Raw genomic sequence first — 19,453 nt, forward strand, 5'->3', positions numbered from 1 at the left:
AAGCACTAAAACGCTTTTTTTATTTCCGCAACGCTCGTAGCCCCGGGTTTTGACTTTAGCGTCCGGCGTCCGGCGTCTAGCGTCCGGCGTCAAGCTCCCCCCCAATCCACTCCCGGGCGCGTTCGCTCAGGCGCTTGGGGTCGTCCTCCGCCGGCAGGGGCGCGCCGAAGGTCAGATCGACGATGACCCGTGGACGACCCAGCAGCCGCCACAGATGATGGTGGAATTCGTCGTTGCCGATGAACGCCAGCGCCGGGTCAAAGTCACCGTTATGGTCCCGGTAACGCAGCGCCACCGGCTGCACCGGCGCCGGGTCGGCGGCGGCCAGCAATTGTGGGAAAAATCGCCGCACGGCTCGGCCATCGGTGGTGGTACCCTCGGGGAAGACCAGCACCGAACGGCCATCCGCCAGGCGCTCGCGGATTTCCTCGACCTTGCGGCTGACTTCTCCATTGCCACGACGAATGAACAGGGTCCCCACGTTGCGGGCCAGCCAGCCGATCACCGGCCACTCGGCCACTTCCGCCTTGGACAACATATCGCAGGGCCGCAACGCGCCGATCACGGGAATGTCCAGCCAGGAAACATGGTTGCTGATCAACAGCGTGGCGCCGCCGGCCGGGGCGCCGGTCACGCACAAGCGCACGCCCAGCACGGACAGCAGGCGCAAATACCAACGTTGCTTGGCCATCGCCATGGCCGGATGAGATTGCGGATAGCGAGCACGCAGCCACAACGCCTCCAGCACCCCGGCCAGAATATGGAGAACCACCAGCGGCAAACGCCAGGCACGGCGCCATGTCGCCGCCAGAGCGGAGCCATGGCGGTTGGCGGCGGCGGAGGTTTCCAACCGTTCCATTACACCGCCTGCGCCGGTTGCAGGAAATGCTGCACGTAGCGGCTGGGCAGATCGTCCACCGCCAGCAGAATGAAGTAGTCCAGACAGTTGAAATCCGGATCCCAGCACGGTTCGCCGCAGACCTTGGCGCCCATGCGCAGGTAAGCCTTGAGCAGCGGCGGCATGCGCTTGCCATTTTCCATCGGATCGCCGGGCAGGCTTTCCAGACGGTACCTTGGTGAGACCCGGTATCGCGCCGGCGTTTGGTGATTCTCACGGATATGCCGATCGATGGCGACCACGTTGTAGCCCTCGCCCAGAGCGATGCTGGCACAGCCGATCAGGTAGCGGGTGTTCTGCTCGATCATGTAGCGTGCCAGCCGCGCCCACAACACGGTGATGACCGCGCCGCCGCGATGGCGGGGATCAATACAGGTGCGGCCAATCTCCGCCACCTGGCCATCCAGATGCCGCACCATCGGCATATGGAACTCACCCGTGGAGTAAAAGCCGCCGGTGCGCGACACCCGGTCACCAGGCAATATCCGGGTATAGCCCACCAGTTCTCCGGTCTGGTTATCGCGCACCACCAAATGCAGACAATGACGATCGAAGCGATCCCGGTCCAGGCCGAACGGCGCGTGGAAGCTGGCACCGTATTCCTCGGAGAAAATCCGGTAGCGCATGCGTTGCACCTTGAGGATCTCGCGTCGAGACCGGGTGAAGTAAGCGCTGAAACGACTGTTATTGGTATTCGCCTGTTCCCGCTCACGGGCAGGCTGGCGGAAAACCACCCGCCATTGCGGCTTCAAGGCTTTCAATTTTCCAGCGGCTTGCGCAAGCATAACGGGCTCCATGGCTCTTTTTCCGGCAGTCTGGAAGCCGGCCATGTCGGCGCGGTGACAACCTTGTGACAGTTCCGCGACACGGAGCCGTCTCGCCCAGCGCCTGTCAGGTCACGTCATGATTGCGATCAACGCCACGCCAATTGGCCTACTTGGCGGGCGAAACCGGGCTTCCGGCACGCCATAATGGCGGCGATGTCGCAATCGCTTTCCGGTTGAAGCCGTCTCTTGCGACTGAAACCAACAGGACGTTGCCATGACCACCGAACAAGTGAGTCTCTCTCTGCCTGACGGGCACCCGATGCGGGCGCGTTGGATCGTTCCCGCCGAGAACAACGGTCTCGGGGCGGGCATTATCGTGATCCACGATATTTTCGGTTACACCCCGGATGTGCGGCGCATCGCCGAACGGCTGTCGCGGGCCGGCTACCCGGTGCTGGCGCCGGACCTGTATGACCAGGCCGGTGGCAAGGCGTCCTGCGTGGTGAGAACGCTGCGCGATCATGAACGGGGACGGGGATTCGCTTTCGAGCAGCTGGAAACCTGCCGCCAATGGTTGTTGCGGCAAAGCGACGCCGAGGTCACCAAGGTGGGCGTCATGGGATTTTGCATGGGCGGCCGTTTTGCTCTGCTGTTCGCGGCGCGGGCACCGATACAGGTGGTAGCGCCGTTCTATGGCGGTGTACCGAAAACGACGGAATCACTGCGCGGCATCTGCCCGGTGGTGGGCGGCTGGGGACGCAAGGATCTGATTTACGGCGGGCACGGCGACCGTCTGGCCGGCCATCTGACCCGCCTGGACGTTCCCCACGACATACGCACCTACGAGCATGCCGGCCATTCTTATATGAATGACCATCAGACATTCACCTTCAAGCGGCTGGGCTGGTATTCGCCGCTGCGCTCCCGGCATGATCCCGACGCCGCCGAGGACAGCTGGCGTCGGGTGCTGTCGTTTTTCGAGAAGACATTGCGGGAGTCGTAATCCGCTCTTCACATCTAACGACGGGAAAACAATTCGCTGCCAAGACAGCCTCCCACAAATGCTCCACGAAGCCGCTGTGGGAAGCTTGCTTGCAAGCGAAGGTTTCCTTAGAGACAACCGCTCAGCCGGTGTTGCGCAATCCGGCGGCGATACCGGCGATGGTGACCATCAAGGCGCTTTCCAGCACTCTGTCGGAGTCACGGTCACGTAGACGAGCCATCAGTTCCGCCTGCAACAAGTGCAGCGGATCGGTATAGGGATCGCGCACGCGGATCGACCAGCGCATGACCGGATTGTTATCGAGCAGATCACCACGGCCGGTCAGACGGCCCAGCGCCCCCACCGTGCCGGCCAGACGCTGGCGCAGGGATTCGCCCAGCCGCGTCAGGTCGGCGTCATCGGTGAGCCGCTCCTCGTACCAGGCGGCCACCCGCGAATCCGCCTTCGCCAGCACCATTTCCAGCATGTCCACCACGCCCTGGAAAAACGGCCAGTGGCTGGCCATTTCCCGGACCCGATCGGTATCGGATTGATCTTCCAGGGCTGCTTCCAAAGCGGCGCCTGTGCCCAACCAGGCCGGCAGCATCAGACGGATCTGCGTCCACGCGAACACCCAGGGAATGGCACGCAGGGATTCGATGCCGCCGTCGCTTTTACGCCGTGCCGGACGGCTGCCCAGAGCCAGACGGCTGAGCTCGGTCTCCGGCGTCACCGTGCGCAGGTAACGCACCAGCGCCGGGTCATCGCGCACCACCTGACGGTAGCCTTGCACCGACACCCGGGTGAGCTTTTCCATTTGCTCTCGCCATTGCGGCTGCGGTTCACGGGGCGGCAGCAGCGTCGCTTCCAGGGTGGCGGCCACATACTGCTCCAGATTGAACGCGGCCACCGACGGGCGGCCATATTTGAAGCGAATCACTTCGCCCTGCTCGGTCACACGGATGCGTCCGGCCACCGAGCCGGACGGCTGGGACAACAGCGCCATGCGCGTGGGCGAGCCGCCACGGGAAATGGACCCGCCACGGCCATGGAACAATGTCAGCGGTATGCCGTGCTCGCGGAACAGTCCAGTGAGTTTTTCCTGGGCGCGGAACTGGGCCCAGGCGGCGCCAAGGAAACCGGCGTCCTTGGCGGAATCGGAATAGCCGATCATCACTTCCTGGCCACCCCTGACCCGCTCCCGATAAAACGGAATCGACAACAGCGCGGACATGGTTTCCCCGGCGTTGTCCAGATCGTTCAGGGTCTCGAACAGCGGCACCACTCGCATCGGCTGGACCACCCCGGCAATCTTCTGCAGCAGCATCACCGCCAGCACGTCCGAGGGCGCCCGCGCCATGGAAATGACATAGGCGCCTAAGCCTTCCGGCCCTTGTTCGGCGATGACCTTGCAGGTATCCAGCACTTCACGCACTTGCGGATCGCACTGTTCGCTCTGGTAGAAAAGGTCATCCACCAGGGGGCGGCGGCTTTCCAGCTCGTTCAGCAGAAAACGTTGCCGCTCGGCTTCATCCCATTCCAGATAGGACCCCAGCTCCAGGTAACGGGTAATAGCATTGATGGTGTCCGCATGCCGGCCGGATTCCTGGCGCACGTCCAGACACAATAGCGTGATGCCAAAGCAACTCAGACGACGAAGCGTGTCCTTGAGCGGGCCGTTGGCGATGGATTCAAGGCCGACGGCGCGCAGGGAACGGTCCAGCAGGCGTAGCTCGTCACGCAACTGGGCACCGTTGAGAAAGCCCTCGCCATCCGGCACCGGCCGTTCTTCCACCAGTGCTTCCATGCGGCGCCGTGTCACCTTGAGACGGTCACGCACATCACGCAGCACCACGCGGTAGGGTTCATGGCTGGGCCCGGTGCGGGCCAGCAGTTCGTCGCTGGCCCGGTGCATGGACAGGTCCGCCAGCAGATTCTCCACATCACGCAAATACAGGTCCGCCGCCATCCAGCGCGCCAGCAACAGAACCTCGCGAGTGACCGCGGCGGTGACGTTGGGATTGCCATCACGGTCACCGCCCATCCAGGAGGCAAGACGAATCGGCACCCAGTCCGCCGGCGGTGACGGCAAGCCGGCCCGTTGCAGTTCCTCATCAAGCTGCCGCATGAAGTCCGGCACCGCCCGCCACAGGCTTTGTTCAATGGTGGCGAAACCCCATTTGGCTTCATCCACTGGTGTCGGTTTCTCACGACGAATTTCGTCGGTACTCCAGGCGGAGATAATCAGCTCGCGCAAACGCTGCTCGAGACGCAGCCGCTCCTCCGCGGTCAGATCCGGGCGATCCGATTCAGCCAGCAGGTCCGCCATCTGATCGTACTTGCGGATCAGGGTACGCCGGGTCACCTCGGTGGGGTGAGCGGTGAGTACCAGTTCCACGGACAGGTCCGTCAGGGTATCGCGCACGGTTTGCGCCGACACCTGTCCGGCGGACAGCCGCTCCAGCACATTGCGCAAACCCTGATCGCTGTCGGGATCACCGGGATACCGTTGATGCTGACGGTGCAGACGTTCACGGTGATGCTGTTCGGCGATGTTGGCCAGGTTCAGGAACTGGCTGAACGCCCGTGCCACCTCCAACAGGGCGTCATCCTCCAGGGGATCGAGCAGAGCGCGCAGGCGCGCCACCGACATTTCATCGTTGGAGCGGGTCTCCACCGCCGCCAGTCGGATCCTCTCCACCGTTTCATACAGGTTTTCTCCCACCTGCTCACGCAACGTGTGGCCAAGCAATTCCCCCAGCCAACGGACATCTTCGCGCAACGGCGCGTGCTGATCCTGTACCATCAATACGTCTCTCCGTTAATAGAGCTCCTTCATGCTACCGGGAACGGGGGCACAGGCAATAGCACTATAGTCCGTGGCGGAAAAGACGGCACAAAATACCTTTTTACAACATTACGCCCATTGCAAGTCTTTATTCCCCCGGCCAGCTACCGCAACATAGGCGCATCTGGTTATCCACGGAACCTCAATGAACTCGACCAACCGCGTGTCCTCCGAACAGGGCGCCATCATTCTGCAGTATCTGGCCCGGGCCCTGTTCGCCGTGCTGGCGGTGATTTATTTCCATCACACTCCCCGGTTCTTCGTCACGGTGCCGGAAAGCACCCCCTGGCTGATCGCCGGCGCCTACCTGGGGCTGCAGTTACTGCTGTTGGTCAGCCGTGCCGATTACGCGGTGATTCTCGCCTCGACCCTGGACATGGTGGTGCTCGGTGTGGTGATGCTGCTGGACGGCGGCGAACCGCCGCCGACCATGGCGCTACTGTTCCTGGCGGTACTCAGTAACGGCCTGCTGTACGGTCTGAAGCGGTTTTTGGTAATGCTGTTGGCCGCCGAAGTGGTATTGGCCATCGTGTTACCGATTCGCATGGCTTATCTGCCGGCGAACGTCACGCAGCCAGCTTCCGCCAGCTTGTTCCTGCTCGCCGCCCTGACCGTGTGCATGATCTACTTCGGGTTGATGATCTGGCGCAATCAGGTGCTGGGCCGGTCCGCCCTGGAAGCGGCCTGGAACGATCCTCAAACCGGTTTCATCAGCCGCGCCGCCCTGGTCAGCACCGCCGGCTGGATGATTCCTCTGCACGATCGCCTGTCCTCGCCGCTGACCGTGGTGCTGTTGCAACACCCGGACCTTAATGGTTTGGCGGACGCGATCATGCAAAGACTGCGCCGCAGCGATGTGGTGGCTCGCAACGACGATGATCAACTGGCCTTGCTGCTGCCCTGCACCGGCGGCTCGGAAGCCAGCCAGGTGATCGAGCATTTGCGTCAGCGGGTGCCGGATCTGCGCGCGGCCGTACTGACCCTGAACAGCTCCAATCTGGCCCTGGAACAGGTGCTGCATCATTTACAGCAGGCCCTGCCCCGCAGCCGGGACGATGACACCCACTGGCTGGTCTACGCGCCGCCGCTGGATTAAAAAAGACACAGGAAACCCGGGAAGGGAAGCCCGACCACGCCTACTCCCATGTCGACAACAGGGGAAACGTCATGGTCCACCGTCTTGGTTTTTTCGTGCTTGCCCTGTCCGCTCCTGTCGTGGCCAACGATTTCCAGACCTATATCGTCGGCGGCGAGGACGCCACCGCCAATTGGCCCTGGGCGGCGCTGGTGGAAATCGATTTTGGTGCGCAAGGACGAGGGGCTTGTTCCGGCTCCTTGCTCAGTCCTGATCAGGTGCTGACCGCCGCGCATTGTTTCTTCGATGAAAACGGTCAGCAGGTCGACGCCTCAGCGATCACCGTGCATGTAGGCAGTGCTCCCAACGGCCCGAATTCAACCCATGCGGCCGACATTTATCATCTCCATTCCGGCTACGACAACACCGCCAATCCCATCGGCAACGATATCGCCTTGATTCAATTGAGTTCGGCCATCGACGTCTCTCCCCTGCCCAGCCTTGTGGACGGCGCTCATTTTGACGAGCTACTTACCCGCGATGCCCCGGGCCGTGACGAAGCACTTACCGCCATCGGTTGGGGCGCGACCACCACCGATCGGAACAACCAAGCGATCTCCCCTACTCTGCAGCAGGTCGCTTTGGATTACGTGCCGTTTTCCACCTGCAATCAAAGTTGGAACGGTTTCCTGATTCCGGTTCAAAGCAGCGTCATTTGCGCCGCTGAACTGAACCCGCAAGACAACGAAATCGAGAACACTTGCCTTGGCGACTCCGGCGGTCCGCTGATTCTGGGCGACGATCCAGCGCCTTATATCGTCGGTTTGACCAGCTTTGGCTCCGCCGACAGTTGCCAGGGCGGCCGGCCCACGGTGTTCACCCGGGTGCTGAACATGGTGGACTTCGTGGAAGAAAACGTCCCCCTGGTGGACGTAAGCGTCAACAGCGACCCACAACGGTACTACGGCTCTCCGGGAGGGCAGGTCACGGTCCCCGCCACGGTCACCAATGGCAGCCTGCGAAACACCGCCCACAACGTCGTGATCCAGGCGAACACCGACGACGCCAGCGCCGACGCTTCTTTGCAATGGAGCGACTGTGGCAGCGGCGGCCTGTTGGCGGGCAATGATCAGTGCACCTTGACGTCTCCCCTGACCGCCGGGGCCGACAGCAGCGGCCAGGTGGAAGTCAACCACAATGGTGCCACCGAAACCGATGCTACCCTGACCCTGGAGGTGGGCAGCGACGAGGACGAATACCGGATCAAAAACAATCAGGCCCCGATCACCGTGGTCTTCTCCAACCGGTCGGACCTCACCGTCAGCGCCGAGCAGACCGCCGGTCATCTGGACAGTGATGGCCAGGGTATTGCCACCGTTGCGGTACGGGTCACCAACCTGTCCACCGTGAACGCCGCCAACGACGCCACCGTGGCACTGACACTGCCCGCCGGCACCACCGCCCGCGGTGACGATACCGTCCAGTGCGATACGTTGTGCTGGGTAGGGCCCATGGCCAGCGGCGCCAGCGCCGATTTCACCCTGACGCTTACCAGCGGAACGCCGGAAACCGGTACCCTGACCCTCACCGTGACAGACCAGGATGGCGAAGACTTCCCCCAGGATAACAACCAGCACGACACGGCCGTGTCCTATTCCGGTGGCAATGCACGTGATTCCGATGGAGGCGGCAGCGGTGGCGGCGGTGGTTCACTCGGCGGCTGGTGGCTGCTCGCTCTGGCGGGGCTGGCGCTGCGTGCTCAGCCGCCGCGCCGAAACAACCGCTCCAGATAAGCCAGCAGAAAGTCCGCGTCGGACAGCGGCGCCCGGTAAGCCAGGTGGCCATCCGGGCGCATCAGCCACAAGCGGCTGCCATTGCCGAAGTGCTCGGCGAACTCACCGTCCTTGTCATGCCAAAGGTGGGCCCGTCCCGGCGCCATGTCCGGCGCGGCCCCTTCCGGCGGCTCATTGAGGATCAGGGTGATGCGCAACTCGTTGAGGTACTCGTCCGGCACCCTGGAAAGCAGCGCATGCAGGATAACCCGGGTGGGATGATCCGGCGTCTCACCCAATTGCAGCAACAAGTGATGCACCGGTTGGCGCAACAAGCCGTGCAGGTGCCGGGGCCCGCCATCGTGCAGCGATACCAGGGCAACATCCGGCACCCGGTCGCCGGGCAACGGCCCCTGATGCCGCCACCCCAGATCCGCGTCCGGCCCGGCGTCCACCAGCGGGGAGGCGCGATAGTGAATGTCCAGCTGACTGGCCCGGCGTATTATTTTGTATTCGGCGGGCGCACGCTGGCCGGTCAGTTTCAACAGCGAATCCCGGGCGCCACGCAGAAACGGCCGCCGCAACGTCGAGTCCCGTGACAACAAATTCACTTCACGCAGCATCTCCACCGCCACTGGCCGGCGCTCCTGCTGGTAGCTGTCGAGCAAGGCGCCACCACCGTAGCCACGCAGGAACAGCACCAGTTTCCAGGCCAGATTGACGGCGTCGGCGATTCCGGTGTTCATGCCCTGGGCGCCCATCGGGCTCTGGATATGACAGGCGTCACCGGCAAGGAAAATACGATTGCGACGATAATGGCTGACCAGCCGGCGGTGCGCCGAAAAGCGCGTCAACCAGATCGGCTCCGGCAATTCCGGCACCGGTTCCAGTACCTGAGCGAGACGCTCACTCAACAACGCCAGATCCCTCTCCGCGTCCGCCGGCCCCGGTTCCGCGTCTTCTTCCAGCACGGTGATCAAACGCCAGCCGGACGGCAGCGGAATCGCCAACAAGGCACCGCCGGGCAGCAGGAAACCGTGGCTTTGATCCTCCGGCAGACCCAGTTCCACATCCAGATCCGCCAACAGGAACGTTTCCTCGTAGTCCATGCCTTCAAAGGGCAGGCCGAGCAATTCACGCACCCGGGAATGGGCACCGTCCGCGCCCACCAGTATCTCCGCTTCCACTTCGGTGACTTGCTCGCCGACACGGATCCGGGCCCGCGCTCCGGCGCCATCCTGTGAGCAGTTCAGCAGTTCGGCATCGCGCCAGAGTTCCCCGCCCAGGCTGCGGAAACGTTCCTCCAGAACGGCTTCCACCTGTGACTGCGGACAGCTGAGCAGGGCCGGTTCCGGCGTCTCCAGGGCGGCGAAATCCAAATGCAGCAGGGGCCCCTTCTCGCCATGGATGTTCACCGCGCGAATCGGACGGCTGCGTTCACGCAGGGTTTGCAGTACCCCCATGGCGTCGAGGAATTCCAGGGTGCGGGCGTGCAGCCCCAACGCCCGGGACCAGGGCCGGCGCTCCGGTAAACGGTCGATGATGCGGCAGGGAATGCCGCCGCGCAGCAAATTGACGCCCAGGGTCAGGCCGGTGGGGCCGGCGCCGACGATCAGTACTTTGGCTTGACGTGATCCCGTGATCATGAATGCGATGCTACAATCGGTGTATGAAAAGCCGTCATGCGCGGCCGGCTCCCCGGAACTGGTGCGACGGCGGCCCCGCCGCCGAGGATGCCCGTGCAACCCGCCACCGGCACCGCGACGAAATGTATCACATCCAGGGCCGCCCGCGCGTCGCGGTCCGTCCATTCCTGTCCCTGGAAGCGCCATGAGCCGCAAAATCATTCACGTGGATTGCGACTGCTTCTACGCCGCGGTGGAAGTCCGCGACGATCCACGCCTGCGCGGCCGGCCAGTGGCGGTGGGGGGTGATCCTCAGCGCCGGGGCGTTATCGCCACATGCAATTATCCGGCCCGGGACTTCGGCGTGCGCTCAGCGATGTCCTCGGCCCATGCTCTGCGCCTGTGCCCGGAACTGGTCATACTGCGCCCGGACTTCGACAAATACCGCCGGGTCTCCGCGCAGATTCAGGATATTTTTCGAACCTTTACTCCGATCATCGAGCCCCTGTCCCTGGACGAAGCCTTCCTGGACGTGAGTGAGAGCCCGCTGCACAGCAATAGTGCCACCCGTATCGCCGAGGCGATCCGCCAGCGGGTAAGAGAGAACGTTGGCATCACCGTGTCCGCCGGCGTGGCGCCGAACAAGTTTCTCGCCAAGGTGGCCAGCGACTGGCGCAAACCGGACGGTCTGTGCGTGATCGCGCCGGATCAGGTGGCGGCTTTCGTCGCGGCCCTGCCGGTCACCCGCATCTTCGGCGTTGGCCGGGTCACCGCGGAGAAAATGGCCTTGCAGGGCATTCGCACCTGTGCCGACCTGCAGCCACTGAGTCGGCTGGAACTGGCCCAGCAGTTTGGCAGTTTCGGCGAGCGCCTGTACCACTTGTGCCGGGGCGAGGACGACCGGCCAGTGCAGACCAGCCGGCGGCGCAAATCGGTCAGCGTGGAGGAGACCTACCACCAGGACCTGACTCATTTCAGCGACTGGATGCGGGAACTGGACGTCCTGATGCCCCGTCTGGAGCAACGCCTTGAGCGCCTCGACAGCCACTATCTGGTCCAGGGCCTGACCGTAAAGGTACGCTACAGTGACTTCCGTATCGTCAGCGCCGATCAGAGCGAAACCGTTCTGGACAAAACCGTGTTCGAACAATTGCTGCGGCAATTGTGGGAGCGGCACTCGGCCCCGGTGCGCCTGCTCGGCATCGGCGCCCGCCTGCGTGATCTGAAGTCTCCGCGGCAACCGGACCTGTTCCCGAAGGAACGGGAGCAGGCGCTGCGGGAAAAGCGGCAGTGAAATGACCGCTCCCAACAACACGTCATCGCGGCTGGTGAGCCACTGGTGTCCCATAATTCGCTGGCAAGCCAGCTTCCCACAGCGGGAGGTACGGAGCCGCCGTGGGAAGCTGGCTTGCCAGCGAATCAGCGTGTAGGCGTGCCAGCGTGTTGCGTGCAAGCGGGCCGTCCCTCAACCGTGGGGCAGAAGTGGCCGGTGAACCGCGATGTGTCGCATCCGGGAAACTTGATTCCACCCCCGCCAACCCCCAGATTAGAACCCTCGACCCTGGAGCAAGGAACCGCCCTGAATGACCGTTATCAACGCGGCCACCGCCACGCGGCCGGCCACCGTGTCCACTATCGTCGCCCCGGAAGGCAGTCTGGAAGTGCTCAGCCAGCAGGAGGTGGAACGCCTGCGCGACACCTCGTCACGGGGGCTGCATGATCTGCTGCGCCGCTGCGCGCTGGCGGTGCTCAACGCCGGCACCCCCACCGACGACAGCCGCCAGGTGCTGGAAACCTACGCGGATTTCGATATCCAGGTGATGCAGGAAGACCGGGGGCTGATGCTCAAGCTGGACAACGCGCCGGCCGGCGCCTTCGTCGATGGCCGCATGATCCGCGGTATCCGGGAACATCTCTCGGCGGTGCTGCGCGACATTGTCTACGTGGCCAATGAGATCCACACCGGCGGCCGTTTCGACCTGAACAGCACCGACGGCATCAGCAACGCGGTCTTCCATATCCTGCGCAACGCTGGCGTGCTGCATGCCGGCGAGGCACCCAATCTGGTGGTGTGTTGGGGCGGTCATTCGATCTCCCGGGAAGAGTACGACTACAGCAAGAGCGTGGGCTATCAATTGGGGCTCCGCCATCTGGACATCTGCACCGGTTGCGGCCCCGGTGCCATGAAAGGCCCGATGAAAGGCGCCCATGTGGCCCACGCCAAACAACGCCGCCGTAATGGCCGCTATCTGGGGATTTCCGAACCCGGCATCATCGCCGCCGAAGCGCCCAATCCGATCGTCAATGAGCTGGTGATCATGCCGGACATCGAAAAACGTCTGGAGGCGTTCGTGCGGGTCGCCCACGCCATCATCGTTTTTCCCGGTGGTGTCGGCACCACCGAGGAGATCCTTTATCTGCTCGGTGTCCTGCTGCACCCGGCCAACCAGCATCTTCCGGTTCCCGTGCTCTTTACCGGACCGGCGGACAGCGCCGATTACTTTGACAAGGTGGATCAGTTCATCCGTTACGCCCTGGGCGAGCAAGCGGCCAGCCGCTATCGCATCATCATCGATGATCCGGAAGAGGTGGCGCTGACCGTGCGTGAGGGCGTGCGGGAGCTGACCCAGTTTCGCCGGGAAAACGACGATGCCTTTTACTTCAACTGGCGACTCACCGTGCCGCTGGAGTTCCAACAACCGTTCGAGCCCAGCCACGAGGCCATGGCGGAGTTGCGCTTGAGCACTTCACTGCCCGTGCACGAACTGGCCGCCAACCTGCGCCGGGCGTTTTCCGGCATCGTGGCGGGGAATGTGAAGGAAGCGGGCATTCGCGCCATCGAGGAACGCGGCCCCTATGAGCTGCACGCGGAGCCGGGCCTGATGACCCATTTGGACACCTTGTTGAAGGCGTTCGTCGAACAACAGCGGATGAAGCTGCCCGGCAGCCATTATCAACCCTGCTACCGGCTGGGCTCATGAAACCAAGCACCATCGCCGCGCTGCTGAGTTTTGTCATCCCGGGGGCCGGCCAGCTCTATAACGGCCATATCTGGCGAGCGCTGTTCTGGCTGATCGTGACGCCGGGGCTATGGATCGGCAGCGGCGGCCTGTTCGGCTGGGTCTGCCATCTGATCGCCGCTTGGACCGCCTGGCACAAGGCGCAGGAACACGCTGACACGCTGACACGCTGACACGCTGACACGCTGACAAAAACACTGCCAGACCAACCTCTCCTGTCAATGCTTTTCCGGATCAAGAGTGCGGCCAGCCAGGCCGCCTCCTTCTGCGTGCAAGCGTGCAGGCGTGCCGCGTGCTTGCTGCGCTCCTTTACCGCGGCTGCATGCGGATACCACCATCCAGGCGGATGGTTTCACCATTAAGGAAACGGTTCTCCGCCATATGGCAGACCATGGCGGCATATTCCTCCGGGTGGCCCAGGCGTTTCGGGAACTGGGTCATTTCGATCAGCGGCATTTTCACCTTGTCCGGCGCAGCGTTCATCAGCGGCGTATTGAAAATACCCGGCGCGATGGTGTTGCAGCGGATGCCCAGGGATGCCAGATCACGGGCGATGGGCAGGGTCATGCCGACCACCGCGCCTTTGGTGGCGGAATACGCCACCTGCCCCACCTGACCGTCAAAGGCGGCCACGGAAGCGGTGTTGACGATCAGTCCCCGCTCGTTGTCCTCGCCCGGTTCGTTCTCGGCCATCACCGCCGCGGCCAGACGGGTCACATTGAAAGTGCCGATCAGATTGATCTGCACCACGGTGTTGAACACCCCCAGGTCGTGGGGTTTGTTGTCCCGGCCCACGGTTTTCATGGCGGAGCCGACACCAGCGCAGTTGACGCAGAGATGAATCGCACCGAAGGCATCCCGGGTGGCATCAATGGCCGCCTGCACGGAAGCCTCTTCGGTGACATCGGTCTGAGTGAACGCCACCGACGGGCCGATGGCGGCGGCGGCTTCTTCCCCGCGCTGCGCGTCACGATCCAGAATCATCACCTTGGCGCCACGCGCGGCCAGCGCTTCCACCGTGGCCCGGCCCAGGCCTGAGGCTCCACCGGTCACCACCGCCACTTTGTTTTTGATATCCATACATCCTCCTCGATTTCAGAAACAGGGAGTATACCCAGCTCGGAACAGGGCCGCAGTCTTGCGTCCTCCGGTCAACATACGCATTCTTGTACGGGTCGGTTCATTTCACCCGCTCGCCATACGAGAGCAGCGCTTATGAGCTATCCCCAAGCCCGGTTGCAGGACGACGACCTGGCCGGAACGCTGTTAGCCAATCGCGCTTTCAGCGAAACGCTGTGCGCGCCTTTGACGCCGGAGGATATGGGTCTGCAGGCCTGTCCGGAAGTCAGCCCGCCGCGCTGGCACCTGGCGCACACCACCTGGTTTTTCGAGACCTTCATTCTCAAGCCCCATGTTCCCGGTTACCGCCCTCTTGATCCCCGGTTCGAATACCTTTTCAACAGTTATTACAACGGTGTCGGCGAACAATATCCGCGACCACGGCGGCATTTGCTATCGCGCCCGGACACCGCCACCGTACTGGCCTGGCGCCGGCATGTGGACGAGGCCCTGGCGGACTTGCTGAGCCGCTCGGCCACCCCGGAACTGGCTGCCCTGGTGAGGCTCGGTATCGAGCACGAGCAACAGCATCAGGAATTACTGCTCACCGATCTCAAGTTCAATTTCTCTCATAATCCGCTGTACCCTCAATATCAGCCCCGCGAGGATCAGGCCGACAAAGCTCCCGCGCTAAGCTGGCTGGAGTATCACGGCGGGCTGGTGACGATCGGCGCCGGCGGTCCTTCTTCCACGAACTCGTTTTATTTCGACAACGAAACCCCGCGCCATCGGCAATGGCTGGAGCCTTTCGCTCTCGCCAGCCGTCCGGCCACCTGCGGCGAATACCTGGCGTTCATCGAGGACGGCGGTTACCAGCGACCGGAGTTATGGCTCTCCGACGGCTGGGCCTGGGTCAGCCAGCAACGGATACGGGCCCCCCTGTACTGGTTCCTGAATGACGGGTTGGCCGAGCACTACACCCTGGCCGGCCGGCGCCCTTTGAATCTGGCGGAACCGGTTACCCATCTGAATTACTACGAGGCGGACGCTTTCGCCCGCTGGTGCGGCAAGCGGCTCCCCACGGAAGTGGAATGGGAACACGCGGCGGCGGCCCGGCCGGTGACTGGCGGCTTCGTGGAAAACCGCCGCTATCACCCCGCCATCGCCACGCCCGGGGAGGGGCCACGGCAACTGTTCGGCGACGTCTGGGAGTGGACCGCCAGCGCCTATCTGCCCTACCCCGGCTTTCAACCCGCGCCCGGCGCGGTGGGCGAATACAACGGCAAATTCATGTGCAATCAGATGGTGCTGCGGGGTGGTTCCTGTGCCAGCAGCCGCGATCATTTGCGCGCCAGTTACCGTAACTTTTTCTACCCTCATTTGCGCTGGCAGTTCAGCGGCGTGCGGCTGGCCCAAAGCATGGAGGCACCCGATGCAACCTCGGCAACTGCTCCCTAATCTGACCTTTCTGGATTTGTATCCGCCGGCGGCGGACGCTGCCCGGGAAGTGCTGTCCTCGCTCAGCGCGGCGACGCCACACCTGGATCCCAAGTATTTCTACGACGAGCAGGGCTCCGCGTTGTTCGATGCCATCACCCGGACGCCGGAGTATTACCCCACCCGCACCGAGACCGGCCTGCTGCACGAACATGCCCAGGCCATGGCGCGCGCCCTGGATACTGAGCTGACGATCGTGGAACCGGGCGCCGGTGGTTGCGAGAAGGCGCGGATTCTACTGGATCAGTGGCAGCCACGCGGCTACATGCCACTGGAGATCTCCCGCGAGTGCCTGCTCGACGCTACCCGCCAGTTGGCGCCCCGGTACCCGCAAGTCCAGTTCCAGGCGGTTTGCGCGGATTATTCCCAGGCCCTCACCGTGCCCATCGACCATCAGGCGTTGCCCCGGCTGGTGTTTTTTCCCGGTTCCACCATCGGCAACTTCGAACCCGCCGCCCGCCGTGCCTTTCTCACCGACTTGCGGCGGCTGGCCGGCGACGACGGCTTCCTGTTGATCGGCGCCGACCTGCAAAAGAGTCCGGCCCGGCTGCATCAGGCCTACAACGACAGCGCCGGCCACACCGCCGCGTTCAACCTCAATATTCTCGCTCACCTCAACCGCCGCCTCGACTGCGGCTTCGATCTTGACGCTTTCGAACATCAGGCCTTCTACAACGAAGAGCAACAACGGGTGGAAATGCACCTGCACTGCCACCGGGACCAGCATGTGCACATCGCCGGCGAGCCCCTGACACTGAGCGCCGGGACCCGGGTCCACACCGAGAACTCCTACAAGTTCTCGGTGGAGGCATTCAGCCGTGAGCTGGTCACCGCCGGCTTCCAGCCACTATCCTGCTGGCTCGACGATGAAGCCCTGTTCAGCGTGCATCTGGCCCGGGCCGCGTGAGCGCTCCGGCGGTCCCGGCTTTTCAGCGGCCAGCCAAGCGCGGCCTTAAAGATTATGAACGGGCTCCACAGCGACGCGCCAAGCTGGCTATACTGGGGTCATGACTTTTTCGGAATGCACCCATGCTTGAGTTGATCAGCGCCGCCCGGCGCCGCCGCCGGCCACCGACCCATGAACTGTTCGACGTGGTCAGCCAGGACTTCCGTGTCGGCCTGCTGGACATCGACATCAACCTGCATCTGAACAACGGCAAGTACGTCAAGATCATGGATCGCTGCCGCCTGGAACATGGCGTGGTCACCGGCCTGCTCGACCGTATGATCAAGGCGCGCACCCACACCATCGTCGCCAACACCGAGATCGCCTATATTCGCGAGCTGCGGCCCTATCAGCGTTTCCAGGTACACACCCGCATTCTCGGTTGGGACGACAAGTACACCTACTACGATCAGCGTTTTGAGTCACAGCGCAAATTGCATACCCATGCGCTGCTGCGCCTGGCGCACCTGTACGGCGGCAAGCCCATCAGCCCCCAGGCGTTCCAGGAAATGACCGGACTGAACCAACGCTCCCCCGCGCTGCCGGACTATGTCCAGGACTGGAAAAACCTGCTGCAAAGCAAGCGCCGCCTGACCGAACAGGACGACAGCCCGCTGGCGCTCGGCTCCCGTTAAAGACACTCCCGGAATTCGTAAAAGGCGCCCTTTGCCCCTGCCCCGGCCGCGGCGGATTGAGTACACTGGGGTCATGAGCACTTCCCGCATCCGCACCCCCTGTATTGGCGTCTGTTCCACCGTCTTCGGCGACACCGTATGCCGTGGCTGCCGCCGCTTCAGCCATGAGGTGGTGGACTGGAACGCCTACAGCGAGGACGAAAAACGTATCGTCTGGCGCCGTCTGGACCAGTTGCTCACGCTGGTGGTGCGCAACTACTTCCAGGTACTGGATGGCGAGCGGCTGGCGGCGCAATTGGACTATCAGAATCTGCGCTACCAGCGGCAAATGTCAGCGGAAGGCTGGGTCCCGGAGTTGCTCAAGGCGGCTGGCCGGCAGCCTCTCAGATACGAGGATTACGGGCTGCAACCGTTACCCGCCGCCGAAGGCCTGACCCCGCGGGAACTTTACGATGCCATCAGCCGGGAATGTCACGCCCTCAACCAGGCCCATTATGACCGCTCGTTTGCCCGTCCGGTGCAAAGCACCCAAAGTACCGGCGATCTGATCCTGCGCGCCGCTCAGGAGAAAGGACTGGTGGGCAGCGGCGACTGAGTCCCCGCGCCCGTCACGACACGCCACCCCAACCTTCCCACGCCACCGCGGCGGCCAGCAGAATCAAGGCCGCGCCGGCCCCCCGTTCCACCCAGGCCAACCGACACCCGAACACCTTCATCCAGCGTGGTTGAGCCGCCAGCCACGCCACCAGCAAGTCCCAACCGAGCACCACCGCCACCATCCACAGCCCATACCCCATTTGTATCGCCAGAGCGCTGCCACTGGCTGCCAGCAGCGAAAACAGACTGGCATAGAACAGGGCGTTCTTGGGATTGAGGATGGCCGAGGCAAAGCCCACTGCAAAGCCGCGCAGGCGGCCGCCGATATCGGCCACGGACTGCGCCTCCACCGACAGACTCAAGGGCGCGGCGGAGCGAATAAGACGGACGCCGAGGTAAAACAGGTAGCCGGCCCCGGCCCACAGCACCGCCACGAACAAGGGACTCCCCGGCCTTAGCACCGCAAAACCGGCCAGCGCCAACGTGATGAACACACCGTTGGCCAGGGCCACTCCCAGGCACACACCGGCGGCACCGCGCCAACCCTCCACCAGGGCACTCCGCAGAATCAAGAGGAAATCCGGACCGGGACTGAGCAGCGCCAGGAAATGGGCGCCGGCCACCATCAGAAACTGTTCCAATACACCGCCTCCCAACAACAGGGAAGCACATGCTAGCGGCGCGGAAAGCGGACGGGATTGTAGAAAATTGCGCCAGTCGATCGCGGTCCTTTCCTGTATGAAGAGGACTACTGGTGCCCAATAATTCTTGGCCAGCCCGCTTTCGCTGCCAAGGCAGCTTCCCACAGCCGGGTTACGAAGCCGCTGTGGGAAGCTGCCTTGGCAGCGAATACGGAGGGAATTCCATCTGCAAAGCCCACGAACAGGCTTTGGGTTTGACGTGCCGGCCCCCGGCGGTCAGTCGTCCACGGCCACCCGTCGATATTGCCCCGGCGTCGCCGCCACCCGCTCCTTGAACGCCCGCTGAAAATGGCTCTGGTCGGTGAACCCCAGCGTCTGCGCCACCTCCGCCGGCGCCAGCCCGGCCCGTAGCAGCGCCCGGGCGCGATCTATACGCTGATCCAGCCCGTAGGCATGGGGCGTCAGCCCCAGATGGCGACGAAAACGGCGGATCAGTTGATAGCGGCTGAGGCCATTGGCGGCGGCCAGATCTTCCAGCGGAATGGTCTGGTCGGCGCCACGCAATGCCCGGCGCGCGGCCTCCAGCTCTCCGGGTTCACCGGTTTGTTTCCCTTCCAGAGGTTCGCCGCGCCACCATTGAGCGCGCAGGAAACCGGTCAGGTGACGCTCCTTGACCGCCGGCGAAGCAGCGGAGAACAGACATCGATTCAGCTTGCGGAAAGCGGCATAGGCCACCGGGTCCCGGCCCACTTCCACCCGTCGCGGCGGCATCTCCCCCAGAACCCGCCCGAGCCATTGCGGATCCAGATAAAGCATTTGGTAACTCCAGTCTCCGCCGGGCACCGGGTTGCAGGCGTGAACCTGTTCGTCAGGAATACTGATCAGGGTGCCGGGCAGCAGCGTACGGCCGATTCCGAGGCTGGTGAAACGGCTGCGCCCGCCGTCCACCACCCCGATGGACCAGGTGCGATGGCTATGGGCGCGATAACAAGCGCGGCCGCGGCAGGCCCGCCGGCTCTCCACGAACGGCAGCGCCGGGTCGCGCCAGAATTGGGCAGGTGACATCGGGGCTCCGTTCTCGGCTCGGAGCC

Annotated in this window: 17 protein-coding genes; 10 read left to right on the top strand and 7 right to left on the bottom strand. The window is 63.3% G+C overall.

The annotated features are described in order from the left end of the window. Positions 1 to 76: 76 nt before the first annotated feature. Positions 77 to 859: a lysophospholipid acyltransferase family protein gene (locus A6D6_RS13845; protein WP_159661062.1), complete on the bottom strand. Its 783-nt coding sequence runs from the start codon at positions 857 to 859 to the stop codon at positions 77 to 79. Beyond that, the gene (locus tag A6D6_RS13850) at positions 859 to 1,683 is read right to left on the bottom strand and encodes a GNAT family N-acetyltransferase (protein WP_159661063.1); all 825 of its coding nucleotides are present in this window, start codon (positions 1,681 to 1,683) and stop codon (positions 859 to 861) included. Before A6D6_RS13850 ends, A6D6_RS13845 begins: the two co-directional genes overlap by 1 nt. A 256-nt stretch (positions 1,684 to 1,939) precedes the next feature. On the opposite strand from A6D6_RS13850, the gene A6D6_RS13855 reads away from it, so the two are divergent. Further along, positions 1,940 to 2,668 carry a dienelactone hydrolase family protein gene (locus A6D6_RS13855; protein WP_133491341.1) on the top strand — a complete coding sequence of 243 codons (729 nt, stop codon included), beginning with the start codon at positions 1,940 to 1,942 and terminating at the stop codon, positions 2,666 to 2,668. A 121-nt stretch (positions 2,669 to 2,789) separates the two neighbouring features. Here A6D6_RS13855 and ppc read toward each other — a convergent pair whose 3' ends face one another. Beyond that, positions 2,790 to 5,453, bottom strand: coding sequence for a phosphoenolpyruvate carboxylase (ppc, locus tag A6D6_RS13860; protein ID WP_133491342.1), 2,664 nt, complete (start codon positions 5,451 to 5,453; stop codon positions 2,790 to 2,792). Positions 5,454 to 5,640: 187 nt separating this feature from the next. Between ppc and A6D6_RS13865 the strand changes: the two genes are divergently transcribed. After that, positions 5,641 to 6,591 (top strand): diguanylate cyclase, encoded by a 951-nt coding sequence (locus A6D6_RS13865; protein ID WP_133491343.1) that lies wholly within the window; start codon positions 5,641 to 5,643, stop codon positions 6,589 to 6,591. A gap of 71 nt (positions 6,592 to 6,662) precedes the next feature. After that, complete coding sequence (locus A6D6_RS13870) at positions 6,663 to 8,363, top strand: serine protease (protein ID WP_133491344.1); 1,701 nt, start codon at positions 6,663 to 6,665, stop codon at positions 8,361 to 8,363. Here A6D6_RS13870 and A6D6_RS13875 read toward each other — a convergent pair. After that, a complete protein-coding gene (locus A6D6_RS13875; protein ID WP_159661064.1) occupies positions 8,330 to 9,988 on the bottom strand; it encodes an FAD-dependent monooxygenase in 1,659 nt (552 codons plus the stop codon). The genes A6D6_RS13870 and A6D6_RS13875 overlap by 34 nt on opposite strands. Positions 9,989 to 10,172: 184 nt before the next feature. Here A6D6_RS13875 and dinB point away from each other — a divergent pair, with 184 nt between their 5' ends. From dinB to A6D6_RS13890, 3 genes are all read left to right on the top strand, one after another. Further along, complete coding sequence (gene dinB, locus A6D6_RS13880) at positions 10,173 to 11,261, top strand: DNA polymerase IV (protein WP_159661065.1); 1,089 nt, start codon at positions 10,173 to 10,175, stop codon at positions 11,259 to 11,261. A gap of 289 nt (positions 11,262 to 11,550) precedes the next feature. Then, positions 11,551 to 12,948 (top strand): nucleotide 5'-monophosphate nucleosidase PpnN, encoded by a 1,398-nt coding sequence (gene ppnN / locus A6D6_RS13885; RefSeq protein ID WP_159661066.1) that lies wholly within the window; start codon positions 11,551 to 11,553, stop codon positions 12,946 to 12,948. Beyond that, positions 12,945 to 13,160 carry a DUF5683 domain-containing protein gene (locus tag A6D6_RS13890; protein WP_133491348.1) on the top strand — a complete coding sequence of 72 codons (216 nt, stop codon included), beginning with the start codon at positions 12,945 to 12,947 and terminating at the stop codon, positions 13,158 to 13,160. Before ppnN ends, A6D6_RS13890 begins: the two co-directional genes overlap by 4 nt. Before the next feature lie 136 nt (positions 13,161 to 13,296). Here the strand turns inward: A6D6_RS13890 and A6D6_RS13895 are convergent, their stop codons facing one another. Then, entirely contained in the window at positions 13,297 to 14,067 is a 771-nt protein-coding gene (locus A6D6_RS13895) for a 3-hydroxyacyl-CoA dehydrogenase (protein ID WP_133491349.1), read from the bottom strand. Positions 14,068 to 14,202: 135 nt separating this feature from the next. Between A6D6_RS13895 and egtB the strand changes: the two genes are divergently transcribed. The 4 genes from egtB (at position 14,203) to A6D6_RS13915 (ending at position 17,719) form a co-directional block, all read left to right on the top strand. After that, the gene (egtB, locus tag A6D6_RS13900) at positions 14,203 to 15,504 is read left to right on the top strand and encodes an ergothioneine biosynthesis protein EgtB (protein WP_159661067.1); all 1,302 of its coding nucleotides are present in this window, start codon (positions 14,203 to 14,205) and stop codon (positions 15,502 to 15,504) included. Continuing rightward, positions 15,479 to 16,450 (top strand): L-histidine N(alpha)-methyltransferase, encoded by a 972-nt coding sequence (egtD, locus tag A6D6_RS13905; RefSeq protein ID WP_133491351.1) that lies wholly within the window; start codon positions 15,479 to 15,481, stop codon positions 16,448 to 16,450. Before egtB ends, egtD begins: the two co-directional genes overlap by 26 nt. A 122-nt stretch (positions 16,451 to 16,572) precedes the next feature. Then, on the top strand, positions 16,573 to 17,124 hold the full coding sequence (locus tag A6D6_RS13910) for an acyl-CoA thioesterase (protein ID WP_133491352.1): 552 nt from the start codon (positions 16,573 to 16,575) through the stop codon (positions 17,122 to 17,124). A gap of 73 nt (positions 17,125 to 17,197) precedes the next feature. After that, complete coding sequence (locus tag A6D6_RS13915; RefSeq protein WP_159661068.1) at positions 17,198 to 17,719, top strand: DUF1289 domain-containing protein; 522 nt, start codon at positions 17,198 to 17,200, stop codon at positions 17,717 to 17,719. A gap of 13 nt (positions 17,720 to 17,732) precedes the next feature. Here A6D6_RS13915 and A6D6_RS13920 read toward each other — a convergent pair whose 3' ends face one another. Both A6D6_RS13920 and A6D6_RS13925 read right to left on the bottom strand, forming a co-directional pair. After that, positions 17,733 to 18,362 carry a LysE family translocator gene (locus A6D6_RS13920; RefSeq protein ID WP_236564107.1) on the bottom strand — a complete coding sequence of 210 codons (630 nt, stop codon included), beginning with the start codon at positions 18,360 to 18,362 and terminating at the stop codon, positions 17,733 to 17,735. Positions 18,363 to 18,638: 276 nt separating this feature from the next. Beyond that, positions 18,639 to 19,427, bottom strand: a complete 789-nt coding sequence (locus A6D6_RS13925; RefSeq protein ID WP_159661069.1) for a helix-turn-helix transcriptional regulator — start codon at positions 19,425 to 19,427, stop codon at positions 18,639 to 18,641. Positions 19,428 to 19,453: the final 26 nt, after the last annotated feature.

Source organism: Alcanivorax xiamenensis (genome assembly GCF_009846745.1).
Taxonomy (GTDB): domain Bacteria; phylum Pseudomonadota; class Gammaproteobacteria; order Pseudomonadales; family Alcanivoracaceae; genus Alloalcanivorax; species Alloalcanivorax xiamenensis.

Bases quoted from the DNA above. Each gene is read 5' to 3' on its own strand.
- A6D6_RS13845 (WP_159661062.1), bottom strand. From the start codon at position 859: ATGGAACGGTTGGAAACCTCCGCCGCCGCCAACCGCCATGGCTCCGCT.
- A6D6_RS13850 (WP_159661063.1), bottom strand. From the start codon at position 1,683: ATGCTTGCGCAAGCCGCTGGAAAATTGAAAGCCTTGAAGCCGCAATGG.
- A6D6_RS13855 (WP_133491341.1), top strand. From the start codon at position 1,940: ATGACCACCGAACAAGTGAGTCTCTCTCTGCCTGACGGGCACCCGATG.
- ppc (WP_133491342.1), bottom strand. From the start codon at position 5,453: ATGGTACAGGATCAGCACGCGCCGTTGCGCGAAGATGTCCGTTGGCTG.
- A6D6_RS13865 (WP_133491343.1), top strand. From the start codon at position 5,641: ATGAACTCGACCAACCGCGTGTCCTCCGAACAGGGCGCCATCATTCTG.
- A6D6_RS13870 (WP_133491344.1), top strand. From the start codon at position 6,663: ATGGTCCACCGTCTTGGTTTTTTCGTGCTTGCCCTGTCCGCTCCTGTC.
- A6D6_RS13875 (WP_159661064.1), bottom strand. From the start codon at position 9,988: ATGATCACGGGATCACGTCAAGCCAAAGTACTGATCGTCGGCGCCGGC.
- dinB (WP_159661065.1), top strand. From the start codon at position 10,173: ATGAGCCGCAAAATCATTCACGTGGATTGCGACTGCTTCTACGCCGCG.
- ppnN (WP_159661066.1), top strand. From the start codon at position 11,551: ATGACCGTTATCAACGCGGCCACCGCCACGCGGCCGGCCACCGTGTCC.
- A6D6_RS13890 (WP_133491348.1), top strand. From the start codon at position 12,945: ATGAAACCAAGCACCATCGCCGCGCTGCTGAGTTTTGTCATCCCGGGG.
- A6D6_RS13895 (WP_133491349.1), bottom strand. From the start codon at position 14,067: ATGGATATCAAAAACAAAGTGGCGGTGGTGACCGGTGGAGCCTCAGGC.
- egtB (WP_159661067.1), top strand. From the start codon at position 14,203: ATGAGCTATCCCCAAGCCCGGTTGCAGGACGACGACCTGGCCGGAACG.
- egtD (WP_133491351.1), top strand. From the start codon at position 15,479: ATGCAACCTCGGCAACTGCTCCCTAATCTGACCTTTCTGGATTTGTAT.
- A6D6_RS13910 (WP_133491352.1), top strand. From the start codon at position 16,573: ATGCTTGAGTTGATCAGCGCCGCCCGGCGCCGCCGCCGGCCACCGACC.
- A6D6_RS13915 (WP_159661068.1), top strand. From the start codon at position 17,198: ATGAGCACTTCCCGCATCCGCACCCCCTGTATTGGCGTCTGTTCCACC.
- A6D6_RS13925 (WP_159661069.1), bottom strand. From the start codon at position 19,427: ATGTCACCTGCCCAATTCTGGCGCGACCCGGCGCTGCCGTTCGTGGAG.